This window comes from Kitasatospora sp. NPDC127121, from assembly GCF_042677305.1.
In the GTDB taxonomy this organism is placed as follows: Bacteria; Actinomycetota; Actinomycetes; order Streptomycetales; family Streptomycetaceae; genus Kitasatospora.
On sequence record NZ_JBHXTQ010000039.1, the window covers coordinates 25,329 to 48,377 of the forward strand.

At 74.1% G+C, this 23,049-nt stretch carries 22 protein-coding genes; 15 read left to right on the forward strand and 7 right to left on the reverse strand.

Annotated features, from left to right (window positions below):
* The first annotated feature begins 59 nt into the window (after positions 1–59).
* Positions 60–1,022, forward strand: a complete 963-nt coding sequence (locus ACFVHI_RS20310) for a LysR family transcriptional regulator (protein WP_063348775.1) — start codon at positions 60–62, stop codon at positions 1,020–1,022.
* 180 nt (positions 1,023–1,202) lie between these two features.
* Here the strand turns inward: ACFVHI_RS20310 and ACFVHI_RS20315 are convergent, their stop codons facing one another.
* Positions 1,203–1,817, reverse strand: coding sequence for a YceI family protein (locus tag ACFVHI_RS20315; RefSeq protein WP_063348776.1), 615 nt, complete (start codon positions 1,815–1,817; stop codon positions 1,203–1,205).
* Positions 1,818–1,999: 182 nt separating this feature from the next.
* Between ACFVHI_RS20315 and ACFVHI_RS20320 the strand changes: the two genes are divergently transcribed.
* The 7 genes from ACFVHI_RS20320 to ACFVHI_RS20350 all read left to right on the forward strand — a co-directional run bounded on the left by ACFVHI_RS20320 (position 2,000) and on the right by ACFVHI_RS20350 (position 9,229).
* Positions 2,000–5,272 (forward strand): SNF2-related protein, encoded by a 3,273-nt coding sequence (locus tag ACFVHI_RS20320; RefSeq protein ID WP_380341312.1) that lies wholly within the window; start codon positions 2,000–2,002, stop codon positions 5,270–5,272.
* Positions 5,269–5,535 (forward strand): hypothetical protein, encoded by a 267-nt coding sequence (locus ACFVHI_RS20325; RefSeq protein WP_380341314.1) that lies wholly within the window; start codon positions 5,269–5,271, stop codon positions 5,533–5,535. Before ACFVHI_RS20320 ends, ACFVHI_RS20325 begins: the two co-directional genes overlap by 4 nt.
* Positions 5,536–5,578: 43 nt before the next feature.
* Entirely contained in the window at positions 5,579–6,472 is an 894-nt protein-coding gene (locus ACFVHI_RS20330; protein ID WP_380341316.1) for an RNA polymerase sigma-70 factor, read from the forward strand.
* Positions 6,473–6,506: 34 nt separating this feature from the next.
* Positions 6,507–7,640 (forward strand): MerR family transcriptional regulator, encoded by a 1,134-nt coding sequence (locus tag ACFVHI_RS20335; RefSeq protein WP_380341318.1) that lies wholly within the window; start codon positions 6,507–6,509, stop codon positions 7,638–7,640.
* Positions 7,641–7,709: 69 nt separating this feature from the next.
* Complete coding sequence (locus tag ACFVHI_RS20340) at positions 7,710–8,174, forward strand: helix-turn-helix domain-containing protein (RefSeq protein ID WP_079135790.1); 465 nt, start codon at positions 7,710–7,712, stop codon at positions 8,172–8,174.
* 2 nt (positions 8,175–8,176) lie between these two features.
* Complete coding sequence (locus ACFVHI_RS20345) at positions 8,177–8,755, forward strand: hypothetical protein (RefSeq protein ID WP_380341321.1); 579 nt, start codon at positions 8,177–8,179, stop codon at positions 8,753–8,755.
* A 123-nt stretch (positions 8,756–8,878) separates the two neighbouring features.
* A complete protein-coding gene (locus tag ACFVHI_RS20350) occupies positions 8,879–9,229 on the forward strand; it encodes a DUF2516 family protein (protein ID WP_063348783.1) in 351 nt (116 codons plus the stop codon).
* 110 nt (positions 9,230–9,339) lie between these two features.
* Here ACFVHI_RS20350 and ACFVHI_RS20355 read toward each other — a convergent pair whose 3' ends face one another.
* Together ACFVHI_RS20355 and ACFVHI_RS20360 are read right to left on the reverse strand one after the other, a co-directional pair.
* On the reverse strand, positions 9,340–10,830 hold the full coding sequence (locus ACFVHI_RS20355; RefSeq protein WP_063348784.1) for a PP2C family protein-serine/threonine phosphatase: 1,491 nt from the start codon (positions 10,828–10,830) through the stop codon (positions 9,340–9,342).
* Between the two features lie 455 nt (positions 10,831–11,285).
* Positions 11,286–12,116, reverse strand: coding sequence for a class I SAM-dependent methyltransferase (locus ACFVHI_RS20360; protein WP_380341325.1), 831 nt, complete (start codon positions 12,114–12,116; stop codon positions 11,286–11,288).
* Positions 12,117–12,334: 218 nt separating this feature from the next.
* Between ACFVHI_RS20360 and mshA the strand changes: the two genes are divergently transcribed.
* Positions 12,335–13,705 carry a D-inositol-3-phosphate glycosyltransferase gene (mshA, locus tag ACFVHI_RS20365; protein ID WP_380341362.1) on the forward strand — a complete coding sequence of 457 codons (1,371 nt, stop codon included), beginning with the start codon at positions 12,335–12,337 and terminating at the stop codon, positions 13,703–13,705.
* Positions 13,706–13,824: 119 nt separating this feature from the next.
* A complete protein-coding gene (locus tag ACFVHI_RS20370) occupies positions 13,825–14,337 on the forward strand; it encodes a YbjN domain-containing protein (protein ID WP_363375114.1) in 513 nt (170 codons plus the stop codon).
* A 22-nt stretch (positions 14,338–14,359) separates the two neighbouring features.
* Here the strand turns inward: ACFVHI_RS20370 and ACFVHI_RS20375 are convergent, their stop codons facing one another.
* A complete protein-coding gene (locus ACFVHI_RS20375) occupies positions 14,360–15,748 on the reverse strand; it encodes an MDR family MFS transporter (RefSeq protein ID WP_380341328.1) in 1,389 nt (462 codons plus the stop codon).
* Between the two features lie 149 nt (positions 15,749–15,897).
* On the opposite strand from ACFVHI_RS20375, the gene ACFVHI_RS20380 reads away from it, so the two are divergent.
* Together ACFVHI_RS20380 and ACFVHI_RS20385 are read left to right on the forward strand one after the other, a co-directional pair.
* Positions 15,898–16,656: a phosphoglyceromutase gene (locus ACFVHI_RS20380; RefSeq protein WP_380341330.1), complete on the forward strand. Its 759-nt coding sequence runs from the start codon at positions 15,898–15,900 to the stop codon at positions 16,654–16,656.
* Between the two features lie 282 nt (positions 16,657–16,938).
* Positions 16,939–17,529 (forward strand): lytic polysaccharide monooxygenase, encoded by a 591-nt coding sequence (locus ACFVHI_RS20385; RefSeq protein WP_063348790.1) that lies wholly within the window; start codon positions 16,939–16,941, stop codon positions 17,527–17,529.
* A gap of 115 nt (positions 17,530–17,644) precedes the next feature.
* Here ACFVHI_RS20385 and ACFVHI_RS20390 read toward each other — a convergent pair whose 3' ends face one another.
* Complete coding sequence (locus ACFVHI_RS20390; protein ID WP_063348791.1) at positions 17,645–17,824, reverse strand: hypothetical protein; 180 nt, start codon at positions 17,822–17,824, stop codon at positions 17,645–17,647.
* Positions 17,825–18,068: 244 nt separating this feature from the next.
* Positions 18,069–18,749, reverse strand: coding sequence for a phosphate signaling complex protein PhoU (gene phoU, locus ACFVHI_RS20395; RefSeq protein WP_063348792.1), 681 nt, complete (start codon positions 18,747–18,749; stop codon positions 18,069–18,071).
* Between the two features lie 307 nt (positions 18,750–19,056).
* On the opposite strand from phoU, the gene ACFVHI_RS20400 reads away from it, so the two are divergent.
* Positions 19,057–20,478 carry a sensor histidine kinase gene (locus tag ACFVHI_RS20400; protein WP_380341334.1) on the forward strand — a complete coding sequence of 474 codons (1,422 nt, stop codon included), beginning with the start codon at positions 19,057–19,059 and terminating at the stop codon, positions 20,476–20,478.
* A gap of 2 nt (positions 20,479–20,480) precedes the next feature.
* A complete protein-coding gene (locus ACFVHI_RS20405) occupies positions 20,481–21,176 on the forward strand; it encodes a response regulator transcription factor (protein WP_030061050.1) in 696 nt (231 codons plus the stop codon).
* A 109-nt stretch (positions 21,177–21,285) separates the two neighbouring features.
* Here ACFVHI_RS20405 and ACFVHI_RS20410 read toward each other — a convergent pair whose 3' ends face one another.
* Positions 21,286–21,951 carry a DUF461 domain-containing protein gene (locus ACFVHI_RS20410; RefSeq protein WP_363375142.1) on the reverse strand — a complete coding sequence of 222 codons (666 nt, stop codon included), beginning with the start codon at positions 21,949–21,951 and terminating at the stop codon, positions 21,286–21,288.
* 428 nt (positions 21,952–22,379) lie between these two features.
* On the opposite strand from ACFVHI_RS20410, the gene ACFVHI_RS20415 reads away from it, so the two are divergent.
* A complete protein-coding gene (locus ACFVHI_RS20415) occupies positions 22,380–22,862 on the forward strand; it encodes a CarD family transcriptional regulator (RefSeq protein ID WP_030244332.1) in 483 nt (160 codons plus the stop codon).
* The last annotated feature ends 187 nt before the right edge of the window (positions 22,863–23,049 follow it).

Sequence of the window (23,049 nt, forward strand, 5' to 3'; positions counted from 1 at the left end):
GCGGCGGTCCAACACCTGTTCCGCCACATTCACAGCAGGTTGTTGTTAATCTGCCGCCCATGCCCCGTGACCTGCACCCCCGTCTGCTCCGCGGCTTCGTCGCGGCCGCCGAGAGCCTGCACTTCGGCCGGGCCGCCGGGCGGCTGCACGTCGCCCAGCAGGCGCTCAGCCGGGACATCCGGACCTTGGAAGGGCTGCTCGGCGACGCGCTGTTCACCCGCACCACCCGCAGTGTCGAACTCACCCCGGCCGGGCTGCGGTTGCTGCCCCGGGCACGCCGGCTCCTCGCCCTGCACGACGAGATCCTGGCGGGCGCCGCGGCCCGGCCGCTGCTGGTGGACCTCAACAGCGACGTGACCGGCCCGGACCTCACCGCCGACCGGGTGCTCGAACGCGCCCGCGCCGCCTGGCCGGAGGGCGAACTGCTGGCCCGCTTCCACGGCGGCCTCGCCGCGGCCGCCGCCGAACTGCTGGCCCACCGGCTGGACGTGTCCTTCGGCCGGTTCGCCGGACTGCCCGCCCCGCTGCGCGGCCAACTCACCCAGCGGCCGGTCCGGTTGGATCAGATCTCGGTGATGATGGCGGACACCCACCCGCTGGCCGGCCGGCCGGTGCTGCGCGTCGCCGAGCTGACCGGGCACCCCGTCGACGTCTGCGCCGGCAACCCGGCCACCACCGAGTGGGCCGACCTCGGCGTCCGCCTGCTGCGCGAGCACGGCCTGACGCCGGCCGCGCCGTACGTGCCGCCGGTGGGTTTGGACGAGACGGCCCGGTACCTGGCCCGGCACGGCGATCCGATGCTGACCACCGTCGGCGGGCCGAGGATTCCGGGGGCGGTGACCGTGCCGCTGGTGGAGCCGGTGCCGCTGAGCCTGGTCAGCCTCGTGCACCGGCCCGGTGAGCGCCACCCGGGGCTGGCCGCACTGGGCGCCGCGGCCGCCGGGCTCGGTGCGGCCGAGGGCTGGCTGCGGCGGCCGGCGGGCAGCTGGCTGCCGGCGGCGGACGCGGCGCTGCTCGGGTGACCGGGCCAAGTGCCGCGGCCGGGTGAGGGCCGGGTGACGGGGGCCGCCGGGACGCGACACCGCCCCTGCCGTCGGGGGTCGGCAGGGGCGGCGGGTGGGCGGACCGGGCCGGGCGGCGGGTGGGCGGACCGGGCCGCGCGGCGGGTCCGGTGGCCCGGGTGGCAGTCGTGGACGGCCGGGTCAGGCCGCCTTGACGGCGGAGATGTCGAAGCTGAGCTTGACCTTCTCGCTGATCAGCACGCCGCCGGTCTCCAGGGCCGCGTTGTAGGTCAGGCCGAACTCGGTGCGGTCGAGGACGGTGCTGCCCTCGAAGCCGACCCGCTCGGCGCCGTAGGCGTCGGTGGCGCTGCCGGTGTACTCCAGGTCCAGGACCACCGGGCGGGTGGTGTCCTTGATGGTCAGCTCGCCGCTCATCCGGTACGTGTCGCCGCGCAGCCGCTCGGCCGAGGTGCTGCGGAAGCGGATCTCCGGGTAGGTGTCGGCGGCGAAGAAGTCGCCGGTGCGCAGGTGCTCGTCGCGCTGGGCCTGGTTGGTGTCGATGCTGGCGACCTTGATCACCAGGTCGGCGGAGGAGTTGCCCGGGGTGCTGCCGTCCAGGTGCAGCTTGCCGTCGTACTCGGTGAAGCGGCCCTTGACGTTCGTCACCATGGCGTGGCGCACCGAGAAGGCGACCTCGCTGTGCGTGGTGTCGATGGTCCAGTCGCCGGTCAGGTGGGCGAGGTCCGGGCCGGTCGGGGTCTCGGCGACGGCGACGGCGGTGGGGGTGGCGGTCTTGGTGCGGTTGAACAGGCCCATGGCTCCTCCTCGGGTCCGAAGCCATTTGTTTAGGCTTCAACTTGTTGGCTCCAGCGTAGGCCGCTTTCGTTCAAATTTCAACCACAGCCGTCGGCGTTTCGCGAAAGACTTGGCGGAGCGGCACTGTCGGACCGCCCGGTTAGGCTGCGAAGGACGGTTCCGCCGACCGGAAGGCCTCCCGCATGTTCGTCCTGCACGCGCTCTGGCGGGCGGGCGGACGGCTGGCCCTGTGGGCCGAGGACGCCCGCGCCCACCCGGGCACCGTGGAACCCCGCCCCGACCGGGCGGCCCCGCGCGCCCACCCCTACGCCTGCCCGGCCGGCGAACTCGCCGCCGTCCTCGGCGGCATCGGGCCCGGCCTCGGCTGGCTCGCCGGCCAGGCCCCCGAGCGCTGGGCCACCCTGCTGCTGCCCACCACCGGCGCCCTGCCCGCGCCCTCGCCCGACCTGCCGGTCACCCCGGTCCGGGGCGCGGCCGTCCTGGCGCCCTGGCGCGTCCCCGCGCTGCTCTTCGACACCGGGGCGGCCGCCCAACTGCTCGGCGAGGTCTTCGACCCGCACTGGGCCGTCACCAGCACCGATCTGCCCGGCACCGGGCGCGTCGAGGTCGTCCAGGGCCCCTCGCTGCGCTGGCTGACCGGCGTGCACGACCTCGCCTGGCGAACGGTCGGCCGGGGCCGGGTGCTGCCGCTGCCCGTCCTGGCGGACGGCCGTCCGCAGGCCCGCTGGCGGCCCGACCCCACCCCGGCGGGCCGCCGGGAGGCCGCCGCACTGGCGGACGGCTGCCCGCCCGTCCTGCTGGGGGAGTGGCCGGCGGCCGGCGCCGGCACCGGCGAGGCCCTGCTGGACGCCGCGCTGGGCGCACTGGTGGACGCCGAGGCCCGGGCCGCCCTGGCCGGCACGCCCCCGCTGGGCCCGGGCGACACCCGGACCGGCGACGCCCGAACCGGCGACGCCCGAACCGGTGGCGCTCCAGCCGACGCCACGACGGCCGCTGCGGTGGGGACCGCTCCCACGACGGCCGCCGCGGTGGGGACCGCTCCCACGACGGCCGCCGCGGTGGGGGCCGCCGCCGAACGCTGGCTGCACGCCCTGACCACCCCGGACGGCGGCCTCACGGACGTCCGGTCCGAGGGCTTCGCCGAACTGCGCCGCCGACTCGCCGCCTGGTACGCCGCCGCAGAGCCCACCGCGCCCGCGCTCCGGCTCTGCTTCCGCCTGCTGGAGCCGCTCGGGCCCGACCCGGACGACCCCGAGGGCCGGCCCTCCGACGACGCCTGGCAGCTGGAGTTCCTGCTCCAGGCCGTCGACGAGCCCTCCCTGCTGGTCCGCGCCGCCGACCTGCACGAAGGCGGCGCCGCCCACGCCGCGCTGGCCCGCAAGGCGCCGGACCCGGCCGACGTCCTGGTCACCGAGCTGGCCCGCGCCGCCCACCGCTGGCCGGCCCTGGACGGCCTGCGGCACCGCTCCCGCCCGGCCGCCCTGCCGCTCGACCGGGCCGGCGCGCTGGACTTCCTGCGCACCGCCGCGCCCGCCCTCGCCGAGGGCGGCTTCGGCGTGCTGCTGCCCGCCTGGTGGCGCCGCCGGCCCAGGCTCGGGCTCGCCCTGCGGGCCACCACCCCGCCCGCGCCGGGCACGCTCGCCGTCGCCTCCCAGGTGGACCGGGACGCCGTGGTCGCCTTCCGCTGGCAGGCCGCGCTCGGCCCGGAGGGGGCGCCACTCACCGAGCAGGAACTGGCCGAACTCGCCGCCGCCAAGCAGGGGTTGGTTCGGGTGCGCGGCACCTGGCTGGAGGCCGACCCGGAGCAGATCGCCGCCGCGCTCGCCTTCCTCGCCGACCGGCGCGACGGCGTGCTGGCCACCGCCGACCTGCTGCGGCTGGCCCTCGACCCGGAGGCGACCGTCGCCGGGCTGCCCGTCACCGCCGTCCGCGCGGACGGCCCGCTCGGCGACCTGCTGGCCGGGCGCGCCGCTCCGGCCCCCGCCCCCGCGCTGCCGCCCGACTTCCGGGCCACCCTGCGCCCCTACCAGGAGCGCGGCCTGGCCTGGCTGCGGGCGATGGCCGGGCTCGGCCTCGGGGCCGTGCTGGCCGACGACATGGGCCTCGGCAAGACCGTCCAGACGCTCGCCCTGCTGGCCACCGAGCAGGCCGAGGGCGCGGCCGGCCCCACCCTGCTGGTCTGCCCGATGTCCCTGGTCGGCAACTGGCAGCGCGAGGCCGAGCGCTTCGCCCCCGCCCTGCGGCGCCACGTCCACCACGGCTCCGGCCGCCTCGGCGCCGACCAACTCGCCGACGCCGTACGGGGCGTGGACCTCGTCATCACCACCTACGGGCTGGTCCAGCGCGACCTCGCCGCGCTGCGGGCGATCCGCTGGCGCCGGGTGGTCGCCGACGAGGCGCAGTACGTCAAGAACGCCGGTACTGCCCAGTCCCGGGCCGTCCGTGCGCTGCCCGTCACCCGCCACCGGATCGCCCTGACCGGTACCCCGGTGGAGAACCGGCTCGCCGAACTGCACGCCGTCCTGGACTTCGCCAACCCCGGGCTGCTCGGCCCGGCCGAGCGCTTCAAGGAGCGCTACGCGATCCCGGTCGAACTGCACCGCAGCCCCGAGCGCACCGCCGAACTCCAGCGCCGTACCGCCCCGTTCGTGCTGCGCCGGCTCAAGTCCGACCCGGCGGTGGCCGCCGAGCTGCCGGCCAAGCAGGAGATGACCGTCTGGTGCAGCCTCACCGCCGAGCAGGCGGGCCTCTACCAGGCCGTGGTGGCCGACCTGCTGCAGCGGGTCGAGGGGATCCGGGGTGTGGAGCGGCGCGGCACCGTGCTGGCCGCGATCGGCAAGCTCAAGCAGGTGTGCAACCACCCGGCCCAACTGCTGCACGACGGCTCGGCGTTGGGCGAGCGCTCGGGCAAGGTGGCCCGGCTGGCGGAGCTGCTGGAGGAGGCGCTGGCCGAGGGCGACCGGACGCTGGTCTTCACCCAGTACGCCGAGTTCGGCACGATGCTCCGCCCGTACCTGGCCCGCCGGCTCGGCGAGGAGGTGCTCTACCTGCACGGCGGCGTCCCCCGGGCCCGCCGTGAGGAGATGGTCGAGCGCTTCCAGTCCCCGGACGGGCCAAGGGTGTTCCTGCTCTCGCTGCGGGCCGGCGGCACCGGCCTCAACCTGACCGCCGCCAACCAGGTGATCCACCTGGACCGCTGGTGGAACCCGGCGGTCGAGGAGCAGGCCACGGACCGCGCGTTCCGGATCGGCCAGCGCCGGGACGTCCAGGTCCGCCGACTGGTCTGCGTCGGCACCGTCGAGGAGCGGATCGACGAACTCCTCGCCGCCAAACGCTCGTTGGCCGCAGCGGTGGTGGGGGAGGGGGAGCGCTGGCTCACCGACCTGCCGGTCGAGGCGCTGCGTGAACTGGTCGCGCTCACCCGTGAGGACGCCGTCGCCGAGGAGGACGCATGACACCCGGCCACCCTGCCCCCGTCCCGCGGGGAAACGCCCCGGCCGGGGACGCCCAACCCGCCCCCGCCCCACCCGGTAACGCCCCCGCCGTGAACGTCGCCGCCTACTGGGGCGGCGGCTTCACCCTGCGCCCGGCCCCGCCCGGGCCCGAGGAGGAGCCCGACGAGCCCTCGCTGCGCCGCCTCGGCCGCTCCGGCGTCACCGTGCGCGGCCGCGACCTCGCCACCCTGCTCGCCCCCGCGTACGAGGCGTTCCGCGGCTGACGAGGCCTCGGCCCGCCGCCGCCCGTGCGGTAGCGTCGGAGCGGTGACCGACACCCTCGCCGACCCCGCCCTCGACGACTTCGAGCGGCACCGCCGGATGATCTTCGGTATCGCCTACCGGATGCTCGGCAGCGTCGCCGATGCCGAGGACCTGGTCCAGGACACCTGGCTGCGCTGGAGCGGGGTCACCGGCCCGGTCGCCAACCCGGGCGGCTACCTGGCCCGGACGGTCACCAACCTCGCGCTCAACCGGCTCGACTCGGCCGCCGTCCGCCGCGAGGCCTACGTCGGCCCCTGGCTGCCCGAGCCGCTGGTCGCCGAGCCGGACGCGACCGCCGACGTCGAGCGCGCCGAGACGGTCTCGTTCGCCCTGCTTGTGGTGCTGGAGAGCCTGTCCCCGCTGGAGCGGGCCGTCTTCGTCCTCAAGGAGGCCTTCGGCTTCTCCTACCGGGAGATCGCCGAGGCGCTGGAGCGCACCGAGGCCGCCTGCCGGCAGGTCGGCAGCCGGGCCAAGGCGCACGTCCGGGCCCGCCGGCCGCGCTACGACGCCCCGCCGGAGCTGCGCCGCCGCGCCACCGACGAGTTCCTCGCGGCCTGCGTCGGCGGCGACCTCAACCGGATGCTGGATCTGCTCGCCCCCGACGTCACCTCCTGGACCGACGGCGGCGGCGTGGTCCGCGCTGCGCTGCGCCCGGTCACCGGCGCCGACAACGTCGCCCGCTTCCTGCTCGGGGTGCTCGGCCAGCTGGGCGAGGGCGCCGAGCTCCGGCCGGTCCTGGTCAACGGCCAGCCCGGGCTGCTGGTCACCCAGGACGGCGCGATCGACGCCGTGTCGGTGTTCGACTTCGTCGAGGGGCCCGACGGCCGGCCCCGGATCGCCGAGCTGCGCATCGTCCGCAACCCGTCGAAGCTCGCCCACCTCGCCGGCCGGGCTTGACCCTCGACCTGGTCGAGCCCGGAGAGTCACCGGCATGGAGAGCGAGCTGCACAGCATCGGCGAGCTGGCCCGCGCCAGCGGCCTGGGCGTCGGCACCCTGCGCTACTACGACGGCGCCGAGGTGCTCACCCCCGCCTGGGTCGACCCGCAGACGGGCTACCGCTGGTACCGGCCCGGCCAACTCGCCGACGCCCGGCTGCTGGCCCGGCTGCGCCGGGTCGGCCTGCCGCTGGCCGGCATCCGCGCCGTGCTCGGCGCGGCGCCCGGCTCCGGCACGGCCGCGCGGGTGCTCGACGCGCACCTGCGCCGACTGGAGGAGGGCCTCGCCGACGCCCGCCGCGAGCTCTCCCTGATCCGCGTGATGACCGACCAGAGGGAGCAACCGATGACCACCACCCCAGCCGAAGTCCGCTTCACCGTTTCGGCCGAGGAGCTGGCCGCCGCACTGGACGCGGTCCGCTTCGCCGTCGGCGGCGACCCCGGAACGCCGGCGCTCGCCGGGGTGCTGTTCGAACCGGACGGCCCGGTGCTGCGCCTGGTCGCCACCGACCGCTACCGGATGGCGCTCGCCGAGGTGCCCGCCACCACGGCGCCCGACCGGCCGGACGGCGGCACGATCGTCCCCACCGCCCTGGTCGACGCCCTGCGTGCGCTGCTCGGCGCGGGCGCGGGCGCGGGCGCGGCCGACGCCGAGGCCGAGGTCGCGCTGACCCTCGGCGGCGACCTGGTCCGGGCCGAGACCGGCGGCCACCGGATCGAGGGCGCCGCCCTGGACTTCGACTACCCCGACCACCGGGTGCTGACCCGGCTCGAACCGGAGCACCGGATCGACCTGTCCGCCGCCGAACTGCGCGGCGCCGTCGAGACCGGCGCCACCCGCACCCTGCCCTCCGGCCCGAACGGCGCGGACTGCGCGGTCACCGTCCTCACCCTCACGGCGGACGGCCGCCTGGCGGTGGCCGGTGCCGAGTCCGGCCCCGGATCCGCGTCCGGAGACCTGAGGGTGGCGGTCAACCGCGACTTCCTACTGGACGCCCTGCGGGTCGGCCGCCCCGAGCAGCTGGTGCTCGAACTCGGCGGCCCGATCGCCCCCTTGGCGATCCGCACGCCGGGCCGGGAGGGCACCTTCTCGCTCCTGATGCCGGTCCGCGTCCCCGACCTCGGCTGAGCCCGCCCGCCGTTTGCTGTGGTTAGCATCCTGCTTGCATCTGCAAGCAGGATGTTGCAGTCTGCGGGTATGGCCTCACTGAACGTCGGCTCGCTGGGCGAGTACATCCGCGAGCAGCGCCGGAACGCGCAGTACTCACTGCGCCAGCTGGCGGAGGCCGCAGGCGTGTCGAACCCGTACCTCAGCCAGATCGAGCGCGGGTTGCGCAAGCCGAGCGCGGAGATCCTGCAGCAGATCGCGAAGGCGCTGCGGATCTCGGCGGAGACGCTGTACGTCCAGGCCGGGATCCTGGAGGAGCGGCGCGGTGAGGGCCTGGAGCTGCGGGCCTCGATCCTGGCCGATCCGCTGATCAACGAGCAGCAGAAGCAGGCGTTGCTCGCGGTCTACGACGCCTTCCTGAAGGAGAACGCCGTCCAGCGGGGCGCGGTGGCCGAGCGGCCGCCCGCGGCCGGTACCGACACCGGCGTTCCACCAGCCTCCGGCCCGACGACCGACGGCTCAGCCACCCAGAACACCCACCGGGAGGACCGGTAAGCATGCCGATCACCGACGAGATCAAGAAGACCCTCAGCGACCCGACCCCGCTGTACGCCATCGCCGGCGCCGGGGATCTCGCGTACGAGAAGCTGCGCGAGGTGCCGGGCCGGGTGGAGGCGCTCACCGCGGACCGCAAGGGCGCGCAGGAGAAGGCCACCGCCCGGTTCCAGGAGGCGCAGACGAAGCTGGCCGAGGCGCAGGCCAAGGTCACCGAGACCGTCACGACGCTCCCCGTCGACCTGCGGACCTTGCAGGAGCGGGCACAGGGCTTCGCCCTCCAGCAGGTCGGCCGCGCGGTCGAGCTGGCGGTGAAGGCCAAGGAGACGTACGACGAGCTGGCCGAGCGCGGCAAGGTCGTGGTGGACCGGGCCCGCCCGGGCGCGCCCGCCGGGCCGGGGCAGCCGGCCGAGGAATCGGAGCTCGCCAGGGCATCCGAGCCGGTCGAGGCCGAGCTGGTCGAGGACGACATCGACACCCTGGCCACCGACACCCCAGCCGTCGAGACCCCGGCCGCCGACACCCGGTCCGCCCCGAAGAGGGCCGCCCGCGCCCGGAAGACCACCGACCGCGCGGAGTGAGGGAAGGGCCGCCGGACGGGGCACATCCGGTGACCGCAGGACGTTGACAGGAGAGCGGACGGTCGACCGTGCCAGGATGGGCGGCGGCCGGAGCGCCGGAGGCGAGAGACAGAGGAGAGCGTGATGGGCGGAGTGGCCCAGATTCTGGACTTGGCCTATCTGAACCCGATCTGGTGGCTGTCCGTCGCCATCCTGGGTTTCAAGCTGTTCGCCCTGGGCGACGCGGTCACCCGCCGTGAGGACGCCTACCGGGCGGCGGACAAGAAGACCAAGCCGTTCTGGCTGGCGATCCTGGCGATCGCCTTCGGCTGGGACCTGCTGTTCGGGGTGAACTTCTTCACCGGCATCGGGACGCTCGCCGGGCTGGTCGCGTCGATCGTCTACATGGTGGACGTGCGCCCGGCGATCCGGGAGCTGACCGGTGGTGGCGGCCGTGGCGGCCGCAGCAACACCGGTCCGTACGGCCCCTGGTAGGCCGCGCGATCGGACGGCGATCGGGCAACGATCAGGCAACGGCGAGGCCCGGGCGGGGAGTTCACCCGCCCGGGCCTTGCCGTACCCGGCTCCAGCCGGCTCCGGCCGGCTCAGCCGAGGATCAGCTGCATCGGGTTGCGTTCCAGCAGCAGCACCGCGACGTCGTCCGTCAGCGCGCCGCCGTTCAGCTCCTCGACCTCGGCGATGGCGCTGTCGACGAGTCGGCCCCGGGTGAGCCCGGCGGACTGGTGGTCGCCGATGAGGTCGGCCAGCCCGTCCTGGCCGAGGCGGCGGGAGCCGGCCCCGACCCGGCCCTCGATCAGCCCGTCGGTGTAGAGCAACAACCGCCAGCCGGGCTGGAGTTCGAGCTGCTGGGCGGGCCACGCGGCCTGACCGTCGTGGCACGGCAGCAGGCCGAGCGCCGGACCGGCGAGGTCGGCGGGCAGGGTGACCGGCTGGTGGTCGCGGCCGAGCAGCAGCGGTGCCGGGTGCCCGGCGAGGTAGAGCCGGGCAGGCTCGCCGGCGCCGAGCGAGTCGAGGCCGCCGCTGGCGCCGCCCGGCTCGATGACGAGCATGCAGAGCGTCGCGAAGATCTCGTCGCTGCGCCGCTCGTGTTCCAGCACGTGCTGGAGGGTGGTCAGCAGGGCCTCGCCGGTGAGGCCCGCGAAGACGAGGGTGCGCCACGCTATCCGGAGGGCGACGCCGAGCGCGGCCTCGTCCGGGCCGTGGCCGCAGACGTCGCCGATCACGACGTGGACGGTGCCGTCGTCGGTGCGGACGGCGTCGTAGAAGTCGCCGCCGAGCAGGGCGCGGCGGCGGCCCGGGCGGTAGCGCCGGGTGAAGGAGAGGCCCGCGCCGTCGAGCAGCGGGGTGGGCAGCAGGTGGCGTTGGAGGCGGGCGTTCTCCTGGCCGCGCAGCTCGGCCTCGACGAGGCGGCGCTGCGACTCGTCGGCGCGCTTGCGCTCGACGGCGTAGCGCAGGGCGCGGCCCAGCAGCGGGCCGTCCGTCGCGTGCTTGATCAGGAAGTCCTGGGCGCCCGCGGCGACGGCGGCCGCGCCCAGTTCGGCGCCGGCCGCGTCGGTGAGTACCACGACCGCGGTGTGCGGGGCGCGGCGGAGCAGTTCGTGCAGGCCTTCGAGGCCGTCGGAGTCGTCGGACGGGTGCGGCAGGTCGGCGGGTGCGGCGAGGTCGAGCAGCACGCAGCTGAAATCGCTGCCGCGGGAGCGCCCGCGCCGACTGCCGGACGGGGACACGGCGAGCAGTTCGGTGGCCTGTTCCAGCCCGCGGGCCCAGTGGATCTCGATCGAGGTGCCGCTGTCGGCGACCGCCGCTTTGATCAGCTGGGCGTCGGAGGCGTCGTCCTCGATCACCAGCAGTTTGAGCGGCGCGGTGCTGCTGGCGGCTGCGGTCGCGGCGGCGGGGGCCGAGGTGCGTCCGCTCTGGGGCCGGGGGTGCGGTATCGGGGGAGCGGCCGTCACCGGGCCGGCCGGCGTCGGGCCGGTCAGGGACGGGCGGTTGCGGGCATGGTCAACGGGGGCGCCGGCCTGGGCGCCCGACAGGCTCGTGGCACCAGGTGCCCGCCCGTCTCCCGTTGCGGGCATCGGTGGTTCCTCCCTTTCCCCGAGTGCGTAACGGTCAGCGCCCGTCCGCAGTGCCCGCCTGGCACCGTGCGCCGGGGAACTTCTCGCGACCATAACGTGATCTCCGGGGATTTCTCTGGCCGACCGGCGTCGTTGTGGTTTTTGCCACGCCGGTGGCGGTGCGGTGATCTGACTCGGACGACGGCTGGGATCCCCGCGTTGGCGGGGAAGGAAAGGGGACGGGCGATGGTGACGCGGATCACCCTGGTCGAGGGTGATGTCGGGGGCCGCAGGTGGACGCCGTGGCGCCGGGCGGCGACGGCGTACGGGCGGGTCGTCCGGCGGCGTCCATGGTGACGTGATGGGGCGTCAACACGCCAGTGGTATTCGATAACTCGTTCGAGTGAATGCGGCGAGTCGCTCACCCGCACCGGCCCCGGTCCGTGCCGGGCCGGCGACCCCGGCCGCGCGAACCGCTACGGCGCGAGCGCGCTCCACGGCACCGTGACCTCGCCCTGCCGCCACCGCCCGCGCGCGTCCACCAGCGGCCAGTCGCCCGCCAGCGCCGTGCAGGCCGCCACCCAGCGCTGCCGCGCCCCGAACGCCCCGTACGGCGCGGCCGCCGCCCAGGCCCGGTCGAAGTCGGCCAGGAAGGCGTGCACCGGCCGGCCCGGCACGTTGTGGTGGATCAGCGCCTTCGGCAGCCGTTCGGCGAGGTCGGAGGGCTGGCCGAGGCCGCCCAGCCGGGCCGCGAAGGTCACTGTCCGGGGCCCTTCCGGGCCGAGCGCGACCCAGACGTGCCGCCGCCCGATCTCGTCGCAGGTGCCCTCCACCAGCAGCCCGTCCGGGGCCAGCCGGGCACAGAGCCGCTCCCAGACCCCGGCCACCGCCGACTCGTCGTACTGCCGCAGCACGTTGGCGGCCCGGATCAGCTGGGCCGGCGCGCCGCCGTCCAGCGGGACCTCGAAGCCGCCGCGCCGGAAGGTGAGCAGCGGCGGTTCGGCGTACGGCAGCGCGGCCGCGACCCGCTCCGGCTCGATCTCGATCCCGACCACCCGGACGTCCGGGCGCACCGTGCGCAGCCGCCCGGCCAGTTCGACGGCCGTCCACGGCGCGGCGCCGTAGCCGAGGTCGACCGCCACCGGCGGGCGCCCGCCGGCGCGCAGCGTGCGGCCGAGGGTGTGGGCGATCCAGCGGTCCATCCGCCGCAGCCGATTGGTGTTGGTGGTGCCCCGGGTGGCCGTCCCCACCGGCCGTCCGGTCCGCCCACGGGCGGGTGCGGTCGCGGAGTCGAAGGAGGCAGCCATGCCTGGAAGGGTAGTCGGGCCCGCGTCGGCACCGCTGTGACCTGGGACGTCACCCCGTCCGGCATCTCGTCCGCCGGAGCGGGAATGCCGGACGCGGGCCGGGTGGTTGGCTGTCTGGTGGTGATGTGTGCCCGGGACGGGGCAGCGCACACCGGACAGCGGGCGGCCCGTGCGCGGGCCGCCGAGACGGGCCGCACAGAGGAGGCTTCAGCCAGGTGATCCAGCACCCCGTCCGTTCGGTACGCCGTGCCCAGCCCGCCGCGCCCGCGCGGGGCCGGCTCCAGTCGCTCGTCCCGGGCCGCCGCCGCCCGCGCCGGATAGCGATGCTGAGTGTCCACACCTCGCCGCTGCACCAGCCCGGCACGGGGGACGCCGGCGGGATGAACGTCTACATCGTCGAGCTGGCCAAGCGCCTGGCCGCGCTCAACATCGAGGTCGAGGTGTTCACCCGGGCGATCTGCTCGGACGACGCCCCCACCGTCGAGCTGGCCCCCGGCGTGCTGGTCCGGCACGTCACCGCCGGCCCGTACGAGGGCCTGCTGAAGGAGGACCTGCCCGCCCAGCTGTGCGCCTTCACCCACGGGGTGCTGCGGACGGAGGCGGGCCACCGCCCCGGCCACTACGACCTGGTGCACTCGCACTACTGGCTCTCCGGGCAGGTCGGCTGGCTGGCCGCGCAGCGCTGGGGGGTGCCGCTGGTGCACACCATGCACACCATGGCGAAGGTCAAGAACGCCGCGCTGGCCGAGGGGGACACGCCCGAGCCCGCGGCCCGGGTGATCGGCGAGACCCAGGTGGTCGAGGCGGCCGACCGGCTGATCGCCAACACCACCGAGGAGGCCGCCGAGCTGGCGCTGCACTACGCCGCCCGGCCGGACCAGCTGGCCGTCGTCCACCCCGGCGTCAACCTGGACGTCTTCCGCCCCGGCGGGGCGTCGGAGCGGGCCGCCGCCCGGGCCCGGCTGGGCCTGCCGCAGGACGCGGCGGTGCTGCTCTTCGCGGGCCGGATCCAGCCACTGAAGGCCCCGGACGTGCTGCTGCGGGCGGTCGCCGAGCTGCTGGCGCGCCGCCCGGGGCTGCGCGAGCACCTGCTGGTGCCGGTGGTCGGCGGTCCGTCCGGCACCGGACTGGCCCGGCCGGAGAGTCTGCACAAGCTCGCCGCCCAGCTGGGCATCAGCGACGTGGTGCGGTTCCACCCGCCGGTCGGCCAGGCCGAGCTCGCGCAGTGGTACCGCGCGGCGACGGCGCTGGTGATGCCCTCGTACAGCGAGTCCTTCGGGCTGGTCGCGCTGGAGGCGCAGGCCTGCGGCACCCCGGTGGTGGCGGCCTCGGTCGGCGGCCTGCCGGTCGCGGTGCGGGACGGCGAGACGGGCACGCTGGTGCACGGCCACGACCCGGTGGCCTGGGCGCACGCGCTGGAGCCGTACGTCACCGACCGGGGCCTGGTCGCCCGGCGCGGCGCGGCGGCGGCCCGGCACGCGGCCGGCTTCGGCTGGGACACCGCCGCGGCCGGCACCGCCGAGGTGTACGCCGGCAGCCTGGCCCGCCCGGCCGGCCGCTTGGCCGCCGCCCGGCGGCGGCTGGCCTGACCAGGGCCTGACCGGGGCCTGGTGCGGCCGGACCACGAGTCGGCTGCGGCCCGACCGCGGCGGCCGGGGGCACGCACCGCTGGTGCGCGCCCCCGGTACCGCCGAGTAACGTCACCCCCATGGCAACCCGCACCAAGGACGAGGCCCTGACCCTCCTGCGCACCGCCCTGGACGACGCCGGAGCGGCCTGGGAGCCCGCCGCCACCGACCCGTACACGCTGGTGGTGACGCTCCCGGGCACCCGCAAGCTGAGCACCGCCTGCGCGCTGCGGGTCGGCGACCACACCCTGTCGGTGAACGCCTTCGTGATCCGCCGGCCGGACGAGAACCACGAGGCCGTCTACCGCTGGCTGCTGGAGCGCAACACCCGGCTGTACGGCGTCGCGTACGCGATCGACCCGCTCGGCGACGTCTACCTGGCCGGCCGCCTGCCCCTGGAGGCGCTCACCCCGGACGCCGTGGACCGGCTGCTCGGGACGGTGCTGGAGAACGCCGACGAGCCGTTCAACACCCTGCTGGAGCTGGGCTTCGCCTCGGCGATCCGGCGCGAGTGGGAGTGGCGGACCAAGCGCGGGGAGTCCACCCGCAACCTGGCCGCCTTCGCCCACCTGGCCGCCCCGGCGGCCGACTGACCCGGCAGCGGGGTGGGTGCCTTCAGATGCCCGCCGGAGCCTTCTCCTCGGCAGCGGGCACCGTCTCCTCCGTCACCGTCACCTCGGTCACCGCGACCTCCGTCACCGTCACCTCGGTCACCGCGACCTCGGTCACTGCGGCCTCCGGCACCGCGACCTCCGTCACCGCCCCGGCGCGGCCCGCCGTCGCGTCCGTGCGCCGCCCGAGCACCACGTGCCCGGCCGCCGCGACCGTGCCGCAGACCCCGCACACGACCCAGAGCACCGCGGAGCCGGCGTACTGCAGCAGCAGACCGCCGATCGCCGGGCCGAGGAACGAGGCGAGCGACCAGGAGAGTGAGTAGACGCCCTGGTAGCGGCCGCGCGCGTGGGTCGGCGCCAGTTCGGCGACCAGGCCCATGATGGTCGGCGCGTTCAGGACCTCGCCGACCGTCCAGACCGCCACCGAGAGGGCGAACAGCCACGCGGACGACCCGGCCAGCGCCGCCAGCCCGAAGCCCCAGCCCGTGATCAGGCAGCTGGCTATCAGCATGGCGGTCCGGGAGCGGGTCTCCATCCACCGGGTGAGCGGGATCTGGAGCACCACGATCAGCAGCCCGTTCAGGCCGATGACCAGCCCGTACTCGGTGGAGCTGATGCCCGCGGCGCCCATGTCGACGGCCAGGGTGGTGCTGCCCTGCTGGAGGATCAGGGCGAGCAGCAGGTTGAGCCCGACGACGGCCATGAACCGCCCGTCCCGGAACACCGCGCCGAGGCCGATCGCCGGCTCGTCCGCCCCCTTCCCGTGCCGGGGTGACTCCTGCGGCTTGGTCTCGGGGATCCGGATGAAGATCACCACCGCGCACACCAGCGTGGAGAGCGCGTCGAGCAGGAAGAGCGTGAGGTAGCCGTGGGTGGCGATCAGGCCGGCCACGGCGGCGGAGAGGCCGAAGCCGATGTTGATCGCCCAGTAGTTCAGCGAGTACGCGCGGACCCGGTCCTCGGCCGGGACGAGGTCGGCGATGATCGCCGAGGTCGCGGGCCGGGTGGCGTTGTTGCAGAGGCCGACCAGGAAGGCCACCGTGGCGATCGCCACCTGGCCGTCCGTGAAGCCGAGGACGGCGGTGAACAGCGCGGTGCCGAGCTGGGCGGCGACCAGGGTCGGGCGTCGGCCGATCCGGTCGGTCAGCACGCCGGCGCCGATCGCGGCGACCGCCGAGCCGAGGCCGTAGAGGGAGGCCACCAGGCCCGCGTAGGAGGCCGAGTAGCCCCGGTTGGTGGTCAGGTAGAGCGCGAGGAAGGTGAGCACGAAAGCGCCCAGCTTGTTCACCAGTGTGCTCACCCAGAGCCACCAGAATTCCCGTGGTAGCCCGCCCACCGTCTCCTGTATCAGCCTTCGGATCCGGGGGTTGGTGAACAGGGCGACGGGCATGTGGGGGGCTCCCGGGGCAGGCGTCCGCCGAGCGGCACGGGCAGGTCCGGTCAGCCGACGTATGTAAGTGTCAGATAGGCGGTGCACACATTACACATCTGCCGTAGGTCCGGACCAGCGCTTTTCCTGCCTCCACTAAGCTGGGGGCCATGGCTGACACGACGTACCGACTCATCCTGCTCCGCCACGGCGAGAGCCAGTGGAACCAGAAGAACCTGTTCACCGGTTGGGTCGACGTCGACCTCAACGAGAAGGGCGAGAAGGAGGCCGCGCGCGGTGGCGAGCTCCTGGCCGCCGAGGGCCTGTTCCCGGACGTGCTGCACACCTCGCTGCTCCGCCGTGCGATCCGCACCTCGCAGATCGCCCTGGACAAGGCCGACCGCCACTGGATCCCGGTCAGCCGCAGCTGGCGCCTGAACGAGCGACACTACGGTGCGCTCCAGGGCAAGGACAAGGCCCAGACCCTGGCCGAGTTCGGCGAGGAGCAGTTCCAGCTGTGGCGTCGCTCGTACGACACCCCGCCGCCGGTGCTGGCCGATGACGCCGAGTACTCGCAGGCCGGTGACGCCCGCTACGCGGACATCCCGAGCGAGCTGCGTCCGCGCACCGAGTGCCTGAAGGATGTCGTCGACCGGATGCTCCCGTACTGGTACGACGCCATCGTCCCGGACCTCGCCGCCGGCAAGACCGTCCTGGTCACCGCCCACGGCAACAGCCTGCGCGCGCTGGTCAAGCACCTCGACGGCATCTCCGACGAGGCCATCGCGGGCCTGAACATCCCGACCGGCATCCCGCTCGTGTACGAGCTCGACGCCGACTTCAAGCCCGTCGCCAAGGGTGGCCGCTACCTCGACGCCGACGCCGCCGCCGCGGCCATCGAGGCGGTCAAGAACCAGGGCAAGAAGTAAGCCACTTGCCGACACGGCCCCGCCTCCCGGTTCGCCGGGGGTGGGGCCTTCGTCGTTCAACCGGCCTGTGCAGAAGCCGAGTTGAGGTTGGGTTCGGCGGTCGGATCCGGGCTCGTCCCAATAGTGGTTCAGACCATTGACGGGTGGCGGAGTCCGCTCCTACGGTGAGGGCGCCGGACTGCCGCAGGCATGCCAAGGATCTCCCCGTCCCGGCCGCCGCACCCCCACGCGCGCGCGTCTGCGTCCCGGCGCACTCTCCATCCACCCCCACGGAGGAGCATCATGCGCACACGTCACATCGTCGGGGCGGTGGTCGCCGCGCTCGCGGTGCCGCTCACCCTCGCCGTCCCGGCGCAGTCCCACGGGTACATCTCGACGCCGCCCAGCAGGGCCGCGCTCTGCGGAGCGGGCGGGGTGTCGTGGGACTGCGGCGACATCCAGTGGGAGCCGCAGAGCGTCGAGGGCCCCAAGGGCTTCCCGAACGCCGGGCCCGCCGACGGCACCATCTGCGCCGGCGGCAACTCCCGCTTCGCCGAGCTGGACGACCCGCACGGCGGCGCCTGGCCGACCACCGCGGTGACGGCGGGGCAGCAGCTCACCTTCACCTGGACGTTCACCGCCCGGCACGCGACCACCGACTTCCGGTACTACCTGACCAAGCCGGGCTACGACGCGAGCCAGCCCGTCACCCGGGACAGCCTGGACCTGACGCCCTTCCTGATCGCCCCGTACGGCGGGAAGCAGGTGCCCAGCACGCTCAGCCACACCGCGACCGTCCCGAGCGGGCGCACCGGCCACCAGGTCGTGGTCGCGGTCTGGACGATCGCCGACACCGGGAACGCCTTCTACTCCTGCACCGACGTCCAGTTCTGACGCCCGGGGCGGCACGGCGGACGCCGTGCCGCGGACGCGCGGCACCAGGACGCGCAACGAGGTGCACGGCCGACGGAAGGCCGTGCACCTCGGGAACTCCTTGGCGGCGGACCGTTCAGTGGCCGCCGCAGCAGCCGCCGTCCGCGCCGCCGCACTGGCAGGGCGCGCCGGACTGGCAGCCGCAGCCGCAGCCGGGGCCGCAGCCGCAACCGGCCGCGAGGACGGGCAGGAGCTTCGGGGTGGGCGGCTCGACGGTTTCGTGGGCGCGTGCCGGTCGGGTGGGGTTGGCCTTCATCGAGCTGTTCCCTCCTAGTGACGGGCACAGTCCTGTGCCCCCAACGTCGAGTGAAGCCGCCGATCGGAGGGAGCGTCAACGGGCGCGCAGTGGTGGGATGTACGGGTCGTCGTGCGCCCCCACCACCCCTGTCGCAGGTTTACTCACCCTGTGGGGGGAGCGGCCGCCCCTTGAAGCCCCGAGCCCCGAGCCCCGAGATGCTGAGCCCCGAGCCCCGAGGCGGCCGCACCGCACCCGCACGAGGTCACTCCGCCGCCGCGGCCTCCGACGAGGCCACGAACTCGGCCACGTGCTCGCCCGTCACCAGGTACACCACGCGCTTGGCGACCGACACCGCGTGGTCCGCGAAGCGCTCGTAGTAGCGGCCGACCAGGGTGATGTCGACGGCGGTCTCGATGCCGTGGTGCCAGCGGTCGTCGATCAGGTGCGACAGCAGCTCGCGGTGCAGGGAGTCGATCGCGTCGTCGTCCTGCTCCAGCTCCAGGGCCTTGTCGACGTCCTTGGTGGCGATCACCAGGCCGGTCTTGGCCACCAGGCGCTGGGCGAGCTGGCCCATCTCCAGGACGGTGGAGTGCAGGTCGCCGGGCACGGCGGAGTCGGGGTAGCGCATCCGCGCGACCTTGGCGACGTGCCGGGCGAGGTCGCCGCAGCGCTCCAGGTCGGAGCTCATCCGCAGCGAGGTGACGACGATGCGCAGGTCGGTGGCGACCGGCTGCTGGCGGGCGAGCAGGTCGATCGCGCGGTTCTCCAGCTCGTGGTGGAGGTCGTTGATCTTCTCGTCGGCGGCGATCACGCTCTCCGCCAGCGCCAGGTCCGCGTCGAGGAGTGCGGTGGTGGCCCGGCCCAGGGCCGAGCCGACCAGTCGGGCCATCTCGACCAGGCTGTCGCCGATCGCATCGAGTTCCTCGTGGTACGCGTCGCGCATGCTCTCTCCTCAGTAGCTGTGTCGGTGGCGGTGCCGACCGGCCGGCCCGTCCGACGATCGTCTTGTCGTCCGGGTGACCGCTGCTGGTGGCGCGAATCGTACGCGCACACCTGAGACGGCGGCCGGTGGTTCGGCCCGCCGCCCACTCCCACACGGGCTGCATGGCCAACTCTGGGCCGTCCGGGCGACGATGCACGGCCGGTGTGGTGAATCAGCGGCCACGTGAAGGTGAATTCTCGGCAACGCGTGGCCGATGCCTTGATCGGGCCCTTGGGGAGTGCCCTGGCCGTGCGCTTACGCTGGCCACATGGACGTGAACGTGGCCGCCGCCGCTGCCTGCGCCATAGCCGGGCTCGGCGTCGGCCTCACGGCCTCCATCGCCTTCCGTTGGAGCGAGCGCGAGCAGGCCAGGGGCAGGTACGGCGGCACCAGCAGCAGACACCACGGTCGGCACCAAGGGCTGGGCGCCGGCACCCCGGAGCCCCCGCTGCCGCCGGGGGTGGACACCGTCCTCTCCGTCCTCCGCTCCTGCGCGATCGTGCTGGGCGAGGGCGACGAGGTGGTCAAGGCCAGCTCCGCGGCGTACGCGATGGGACTGGTGCGCGGCGGCGCGGTCGCCGTGGACCAGATGCTCTCGCTGGCGCGCGCCACCCGCCGGGACGGCGAGATCCGCCAGGTCGAACTGGAGGTGCCCCGCCCCGGCGTGGCCCGTGCCGGCGAGCCGCTCGCGGTCTCCGTCCGGGTCGCCCCGCTGGGCTCCCGGCTGGTGCTGGTGCTGGTCGAGGACCAGACCGAGCGCCGCCGGGTGGAGGCGGTCCGCCGGGACTTCGTGGCCAACGTCAGCCACGAGCTGAAGACCCCGGTGGGCGCCCTGTCGCTGCTCTCCGAGGCGGTCGCCGACGCGTCCGACGACCCGGAGGCGGTGCAGCGCTTCGCCGGCCGGATGCAGATCGAGGCGACCAGGCTGGCCAGCCTGGTCCAGGAGATCATCGACCTCTCCCGGGTGCAGGACGACCGGCTGATGGTGGACCCGGAGCCCGTCGCGGTGGACGAGCTGATCGCCGAGGCGATCGACCGCTGCCGCCAGCAGGCCGCCGCCAAGCAGATCCTGATCACGGCCGGCGGCATCGCCGGGCTCTACCTGCACGGCAACCGCGGCCAGCTCGCCGCGGCACTCGGCAACCTGGTCGAGAACGCCGTCAACTACAGTCCGCCCCGTACCCGGGTCGCGATCGCCACCCGCCGGATCTCCAGCGCCGCGGCGCTCGGGGAGGCGGACGGCGAGCTGATCGAGATCTCGGTCACCGACCAGGGCATCGGCATCTCGGAGAAGGACCGCGAGCGCGTCTTCGAGCGCTTCTACCGGGTCGACCCGGCCCGCTCCCGGGCGACCGGCGGAACCGGCCTCGGCCTGTCCATCGTCAAGCACGTCGCCGCCTCACACGGCGGCACGGTCTCGGTGTGGAGCGTCGAGGGCCAGGGTTCGACCTTCACCATCCGCCTGCCCGCCGGGCAGGCGCCCGAGGCCGACGACCTCGACGACACCGACGACCTCGACGACACCGGCGCCCGCGATGCCACCGGCAGCCGTGGCGCCGCCGCCGCGCCCACCAGAACCCTCACCACGGACCGGACGGCCACCACAGGCCGCACGGACCGTCCGCTCCCCACGGGGGAGCGGGAACACCCCCTGTCAGACACAACCCCCCAGCTTGCCCCGGAGGCCTGATCGTGACCCGAGTACTGGTGGTCGAGGACGAGGAGTCGTTCAGCGACGCCCTCTCGTACATGCTCCGCAAGGAAGGCTTCGAGGTGGCTGTCGCCGCCACCGGCCCCGACGCCCTGGAGCAGTTCGAGCGCAACGGCGCCGACCTCGTCCTGCTCGACCTGATGCTGCCGGGCCTGCCGGGCACCGAGGTCTGCCGTCAGCTGCGGGTGCGCTCCAACGTGCCGGTGATCATGGTCACCGCCAAGGACAGCGAGATCGACAAGGTGGTCGGTCTGGAAATAGGTGCGGACGACTACGTCACCAAGCCCTACTCCACCCGTGAGCTGGTCGCCCGGATCCGGGCGGTGCTGCGCCGCCGCGGTGAGGACGGCGGTGCCGGCGAGAACGGCGGCGGCCCGGGTGCCCTGGAGGCCGGCCCGGTCCGGATGGACGTCGACCGGCACGTGGTGACCGTGGACGGCGCCAAGGTCGACCTCCCGCTGAAGGAGTTCGACCTGCTGGAGATGCTGCTGCGCAACGCGGGCCGGGTGCTCACCCGCATGCAGCTGATCGACCGGGTCTGGGGCGCGGACTACGTCGGCGACACCAAGACCCTGGACGTCCACGTGAAGCGCCTGCGGGCCAAGATCGAGCCGGACCCGGGCGCCCCGCGCTACCTGGTCACGGTCCGCGGCCTGGGCTACAAGTTCGAGCCGTAAACCGCGGGCGCGGACAGACGCGGAAGGCCCCCGCCGGCAGTCGCCGGAGGGGGCCTTCGCGTTGGTGTCCGGCAGGCCCGGGAGGGCCCGCCGGACGCCGGGTGGTGCGTCAGTGGGCGCCGGCGGACTGGGTGGCACCCGGGGTGGTGGAACCGGACGGTGCGGGCGCACCGGTGGTGGCCGGGGCGGCCGGGGTGGTGGTGCCGGCGGCCGGGGTGGTCGCGGCGGTGGCGCCCTTGGTGGGCGCGGCCGCCGGGGCCGGCGTCGGGCCGAAGCCCTTGTAGAGGCCCGCGTTCGGGCTCACGCCGGCCTGGGCGTCGACCTTCTGGCCGTCCTTGAAGGTGAACGAGGTGGGGGTGAAGCCGCCGACCTGGACGCCGACCGAGGCGACCTTGGCGGACGGATTGCCGTTGCCACCGATCGCCACGGCGCCGCCGGCCGGGACGACGATGGTGGACAGCGGGGCGCCCGCGGCGTCGGAGAACGCGGCGGTGGCACCGTTGCCGACGGTGATGGACTGCAGCTCCGCCGGGGTGCTGCCCGTGTTGGCGATGTTGACGGTCACGTTGGCGGGACCGTTGTGCTCGCCCGAGGACTCGTCCCCGGTGACGACCACGATGTTGTTCAGCCGAAGGTTCGTTCCGAGGGTTGCCGCCGCGTTGTCGGGCTTGACCTGCAGCGTGTCCGGCGTGTTGCCGGCGGCGCAGGACGACAGCGAGGCGATGGCGATGGCGGCGATGGCGGCGATGCTGCCGCGTCGAAGGCTGCGGCTCACGGCGGCGGCTTCTCCTAAGTCAACGTGTCGATAGGTCAGGTCTCAGATTATCGACCTCGCTTATGCGCTCCTCACGGGGTGGTCCCCGTGTCGCACTCCCGGGGTTCGCGGGGCGGCCGTCCGGCCGCACTTGTGGCGTGTCCGGGTCACTCTCGGGACAAGCTTCGACCAAGATCGAATAACGATGTGGATACGGCCCGATAAACGGTGAAAACCCAAGATCCAATCATGGTTTCCAGAGTGTTGCGCAAGGTTTCGCCGAACGCTGGAACCGCCTCCGACCTGCGGGAAGCCTCCCTCGAACACCGGTCGCAGCACGTCATGGGGGTCCTTGTCAAGCCCCGAGACCGGCCCTGACCTGCGAAAACGCCCTTCGGGTGCGCTGAAAAGCGTGTTATTCTGGAAAGCCACGGAAGGGGTCCTGTCACATGACGTTCAAGGTTGGCGACACGGTGGTCTACCCCCATCACGGGGCCGCGCTGATCGAGGCCATCGAAATTCGCCAGATCAAAGGTGTGGACAAGACCTACCTGGTGCTCAAGGTGCAGCAGGGAGACCTGACGCTCCGCGTGCCCGCTGAGAACGCGGAGTTCGTCGGCGTGCGCGATGTAGTCGGCCAGGAGGGTCTGGACCGGGTCTTCGAGGTGCTGCGCGCACCGTACACCGAAGAGCCGACCAACTGGTCCCGTCGCTACAAGGCGAACCTGGAGAAGCTCGCCTCTGGCGACGTTATCAAGGTCGCCGAGGTTGTGCGCGACCTCTGGCGCCGTGAGCGCGAGCGCGGCCTCTCGGCCGGCGAGAAGCGGATGCTCGCGAAGGCGCGCCAGATCCTCGTCAGCGAGCTCGCGCTGGCGGAGAACACCAACGAGGACAAGGCGGAGACGCTGCTCGACGAGGTGCTGGCCTCGTAGCGCAGTCGGGCTGCCGCCCACCGCTCACAGCGCCCGGTGTCGGCGCGCCGCTCCCAGGACGAAGCGTCCCGGGGTGGTGCAGTGGCACTTCGGGCGCTGAGGCGTGTCCGGACGACGCCCCCGCCCCGAGCCGGTCCAGGCCCGGCAAGACCGTTTTCCGTCCTGCAAGACCGATTCTGCGGGATTG

Coding starts and splice junctions, on each gene's coding strand:
- ACFVHI_RS20350 (WP_063348783.1), top strand. CDS start 8,879: ATGGGCGGAGTGGCCCAGATTCTGGACTTGGCCTATCTGAACCCGATC.
- ACFVHI_RS20310 (WP_063348775.1), top strand. CDS start 60: ATGCCCCGTGACCTGCACCCCCGTCTGCTCCGCGGCTTCGTCGCGGCC.
- ACFVHI_RS20355 (WP_063348784.1), bottom strand. CDS start 10,830: ATGCCCGCAACGGGAGACGGGCGGGCACCTGGTGCCACGAGCCTGTCG.
- ACFVHI_RS20320 (WP_380341312.1), top strand. CDS start 2,000: ATGTTCGTCCTGCACGCGCTCTGGCGGGCGGGCGGACGGCTGGCCCTG.
- ACFVHI_RS20380 (WP_380341330.1), top strand. CDS start 15,898: ATGGCTGACACGACGTACCGACTCATCCTGCTCCGCCACGGCGAGAGC.
- ACFVHI_RS20360 (WP_380341325.1), bottom strand. CDS start 12,116: ATGGCTGCCTCCTTCGACTCCGCGACCGCACCCGCCCGTGGGCGGACC.
- ACFVHI_RS20400 (WP_380341334.1), top strand. CDS start 19,057: ATGGACGTGAACGTGGCCGCCGCCGCTGCCTGCGCCATAGCCGGGCTC.
- ACFVHI_RS20335 (WP_380341318.1), top strand. CDS start 6,507: ATGGAGAGCGAGCTGCACAGCATCGGCGAGCTGGCCCGCGCCAGCGGC.
- ACFVHI_RS20375 (WP_380341328.1), bottom strand. CDS start 15,748: ATGCCCGTCGCCCTGTTCACCAACCCCCGGATCCGAAGGCTGATACAG.
- ACFVHI_RS20325 (WP_380341314.1), top strand. CDS start 5,269: ATGACACCCGGCCACCCTGCCCCCGTCCCGCGGGGAAACGCCCCGGCC.
- ACFVHI_RS20415 (WP_030244332.1), top strand. CDS start 22,380: ATGACGTTCAAGGTTGGCGACACGGTGGTCTACCCCCATCACGGGGCC.
- ACFVHI_RS20315 (WP_063348776.1), bottom strand. CDS start 1,817: ATGGGCCTGTTCAACCGCACCAAGACCGCCACCCCCACCGCCGTCGCC.
- ACFVHI_RS20340 (WP_079135790.1), top strand. CDS start 7,710: ATGGCCTCACTGAACGTCGGCTCGCTGGGCGAGTACATCCGCGAGCAG.
- ACFVHI_RS20345 (WP_380341321.1), top strand. CDS start 8,177: ATGCCGATCACCGACGAGATCAAGAAGACCCTCAGCGACCCGACCCCG.
- ACFVHI_RS20385 (WP_063348790.1), top strand. CDS start 16,939: ATGCGCACACGTCACATCGTCGGGGCGGTGGTCGCCGCGCTCGCGGTG.
- phoU (WP_063348792.1), bottom strand. CDS start 18,749: ATGCGCGACGCGTACCACGAGGAACTCGATGCGATCGGCGACAGCCTG.
- ACFVHI_RS20390 (WP_063348791.1), bottom strand. CDS start 17,824: ATGAAGGCCAACCCCACCCGACCGGCACGCGCCCACGAAACCGTCGAG.
- ACFVHI_RS20370 (WP_363375114.1), top strand. CDS start 13,825: ATGGCAACCCGCACCAAGGACGAGGCCCTGACCCTCCTGCGCACCGCC.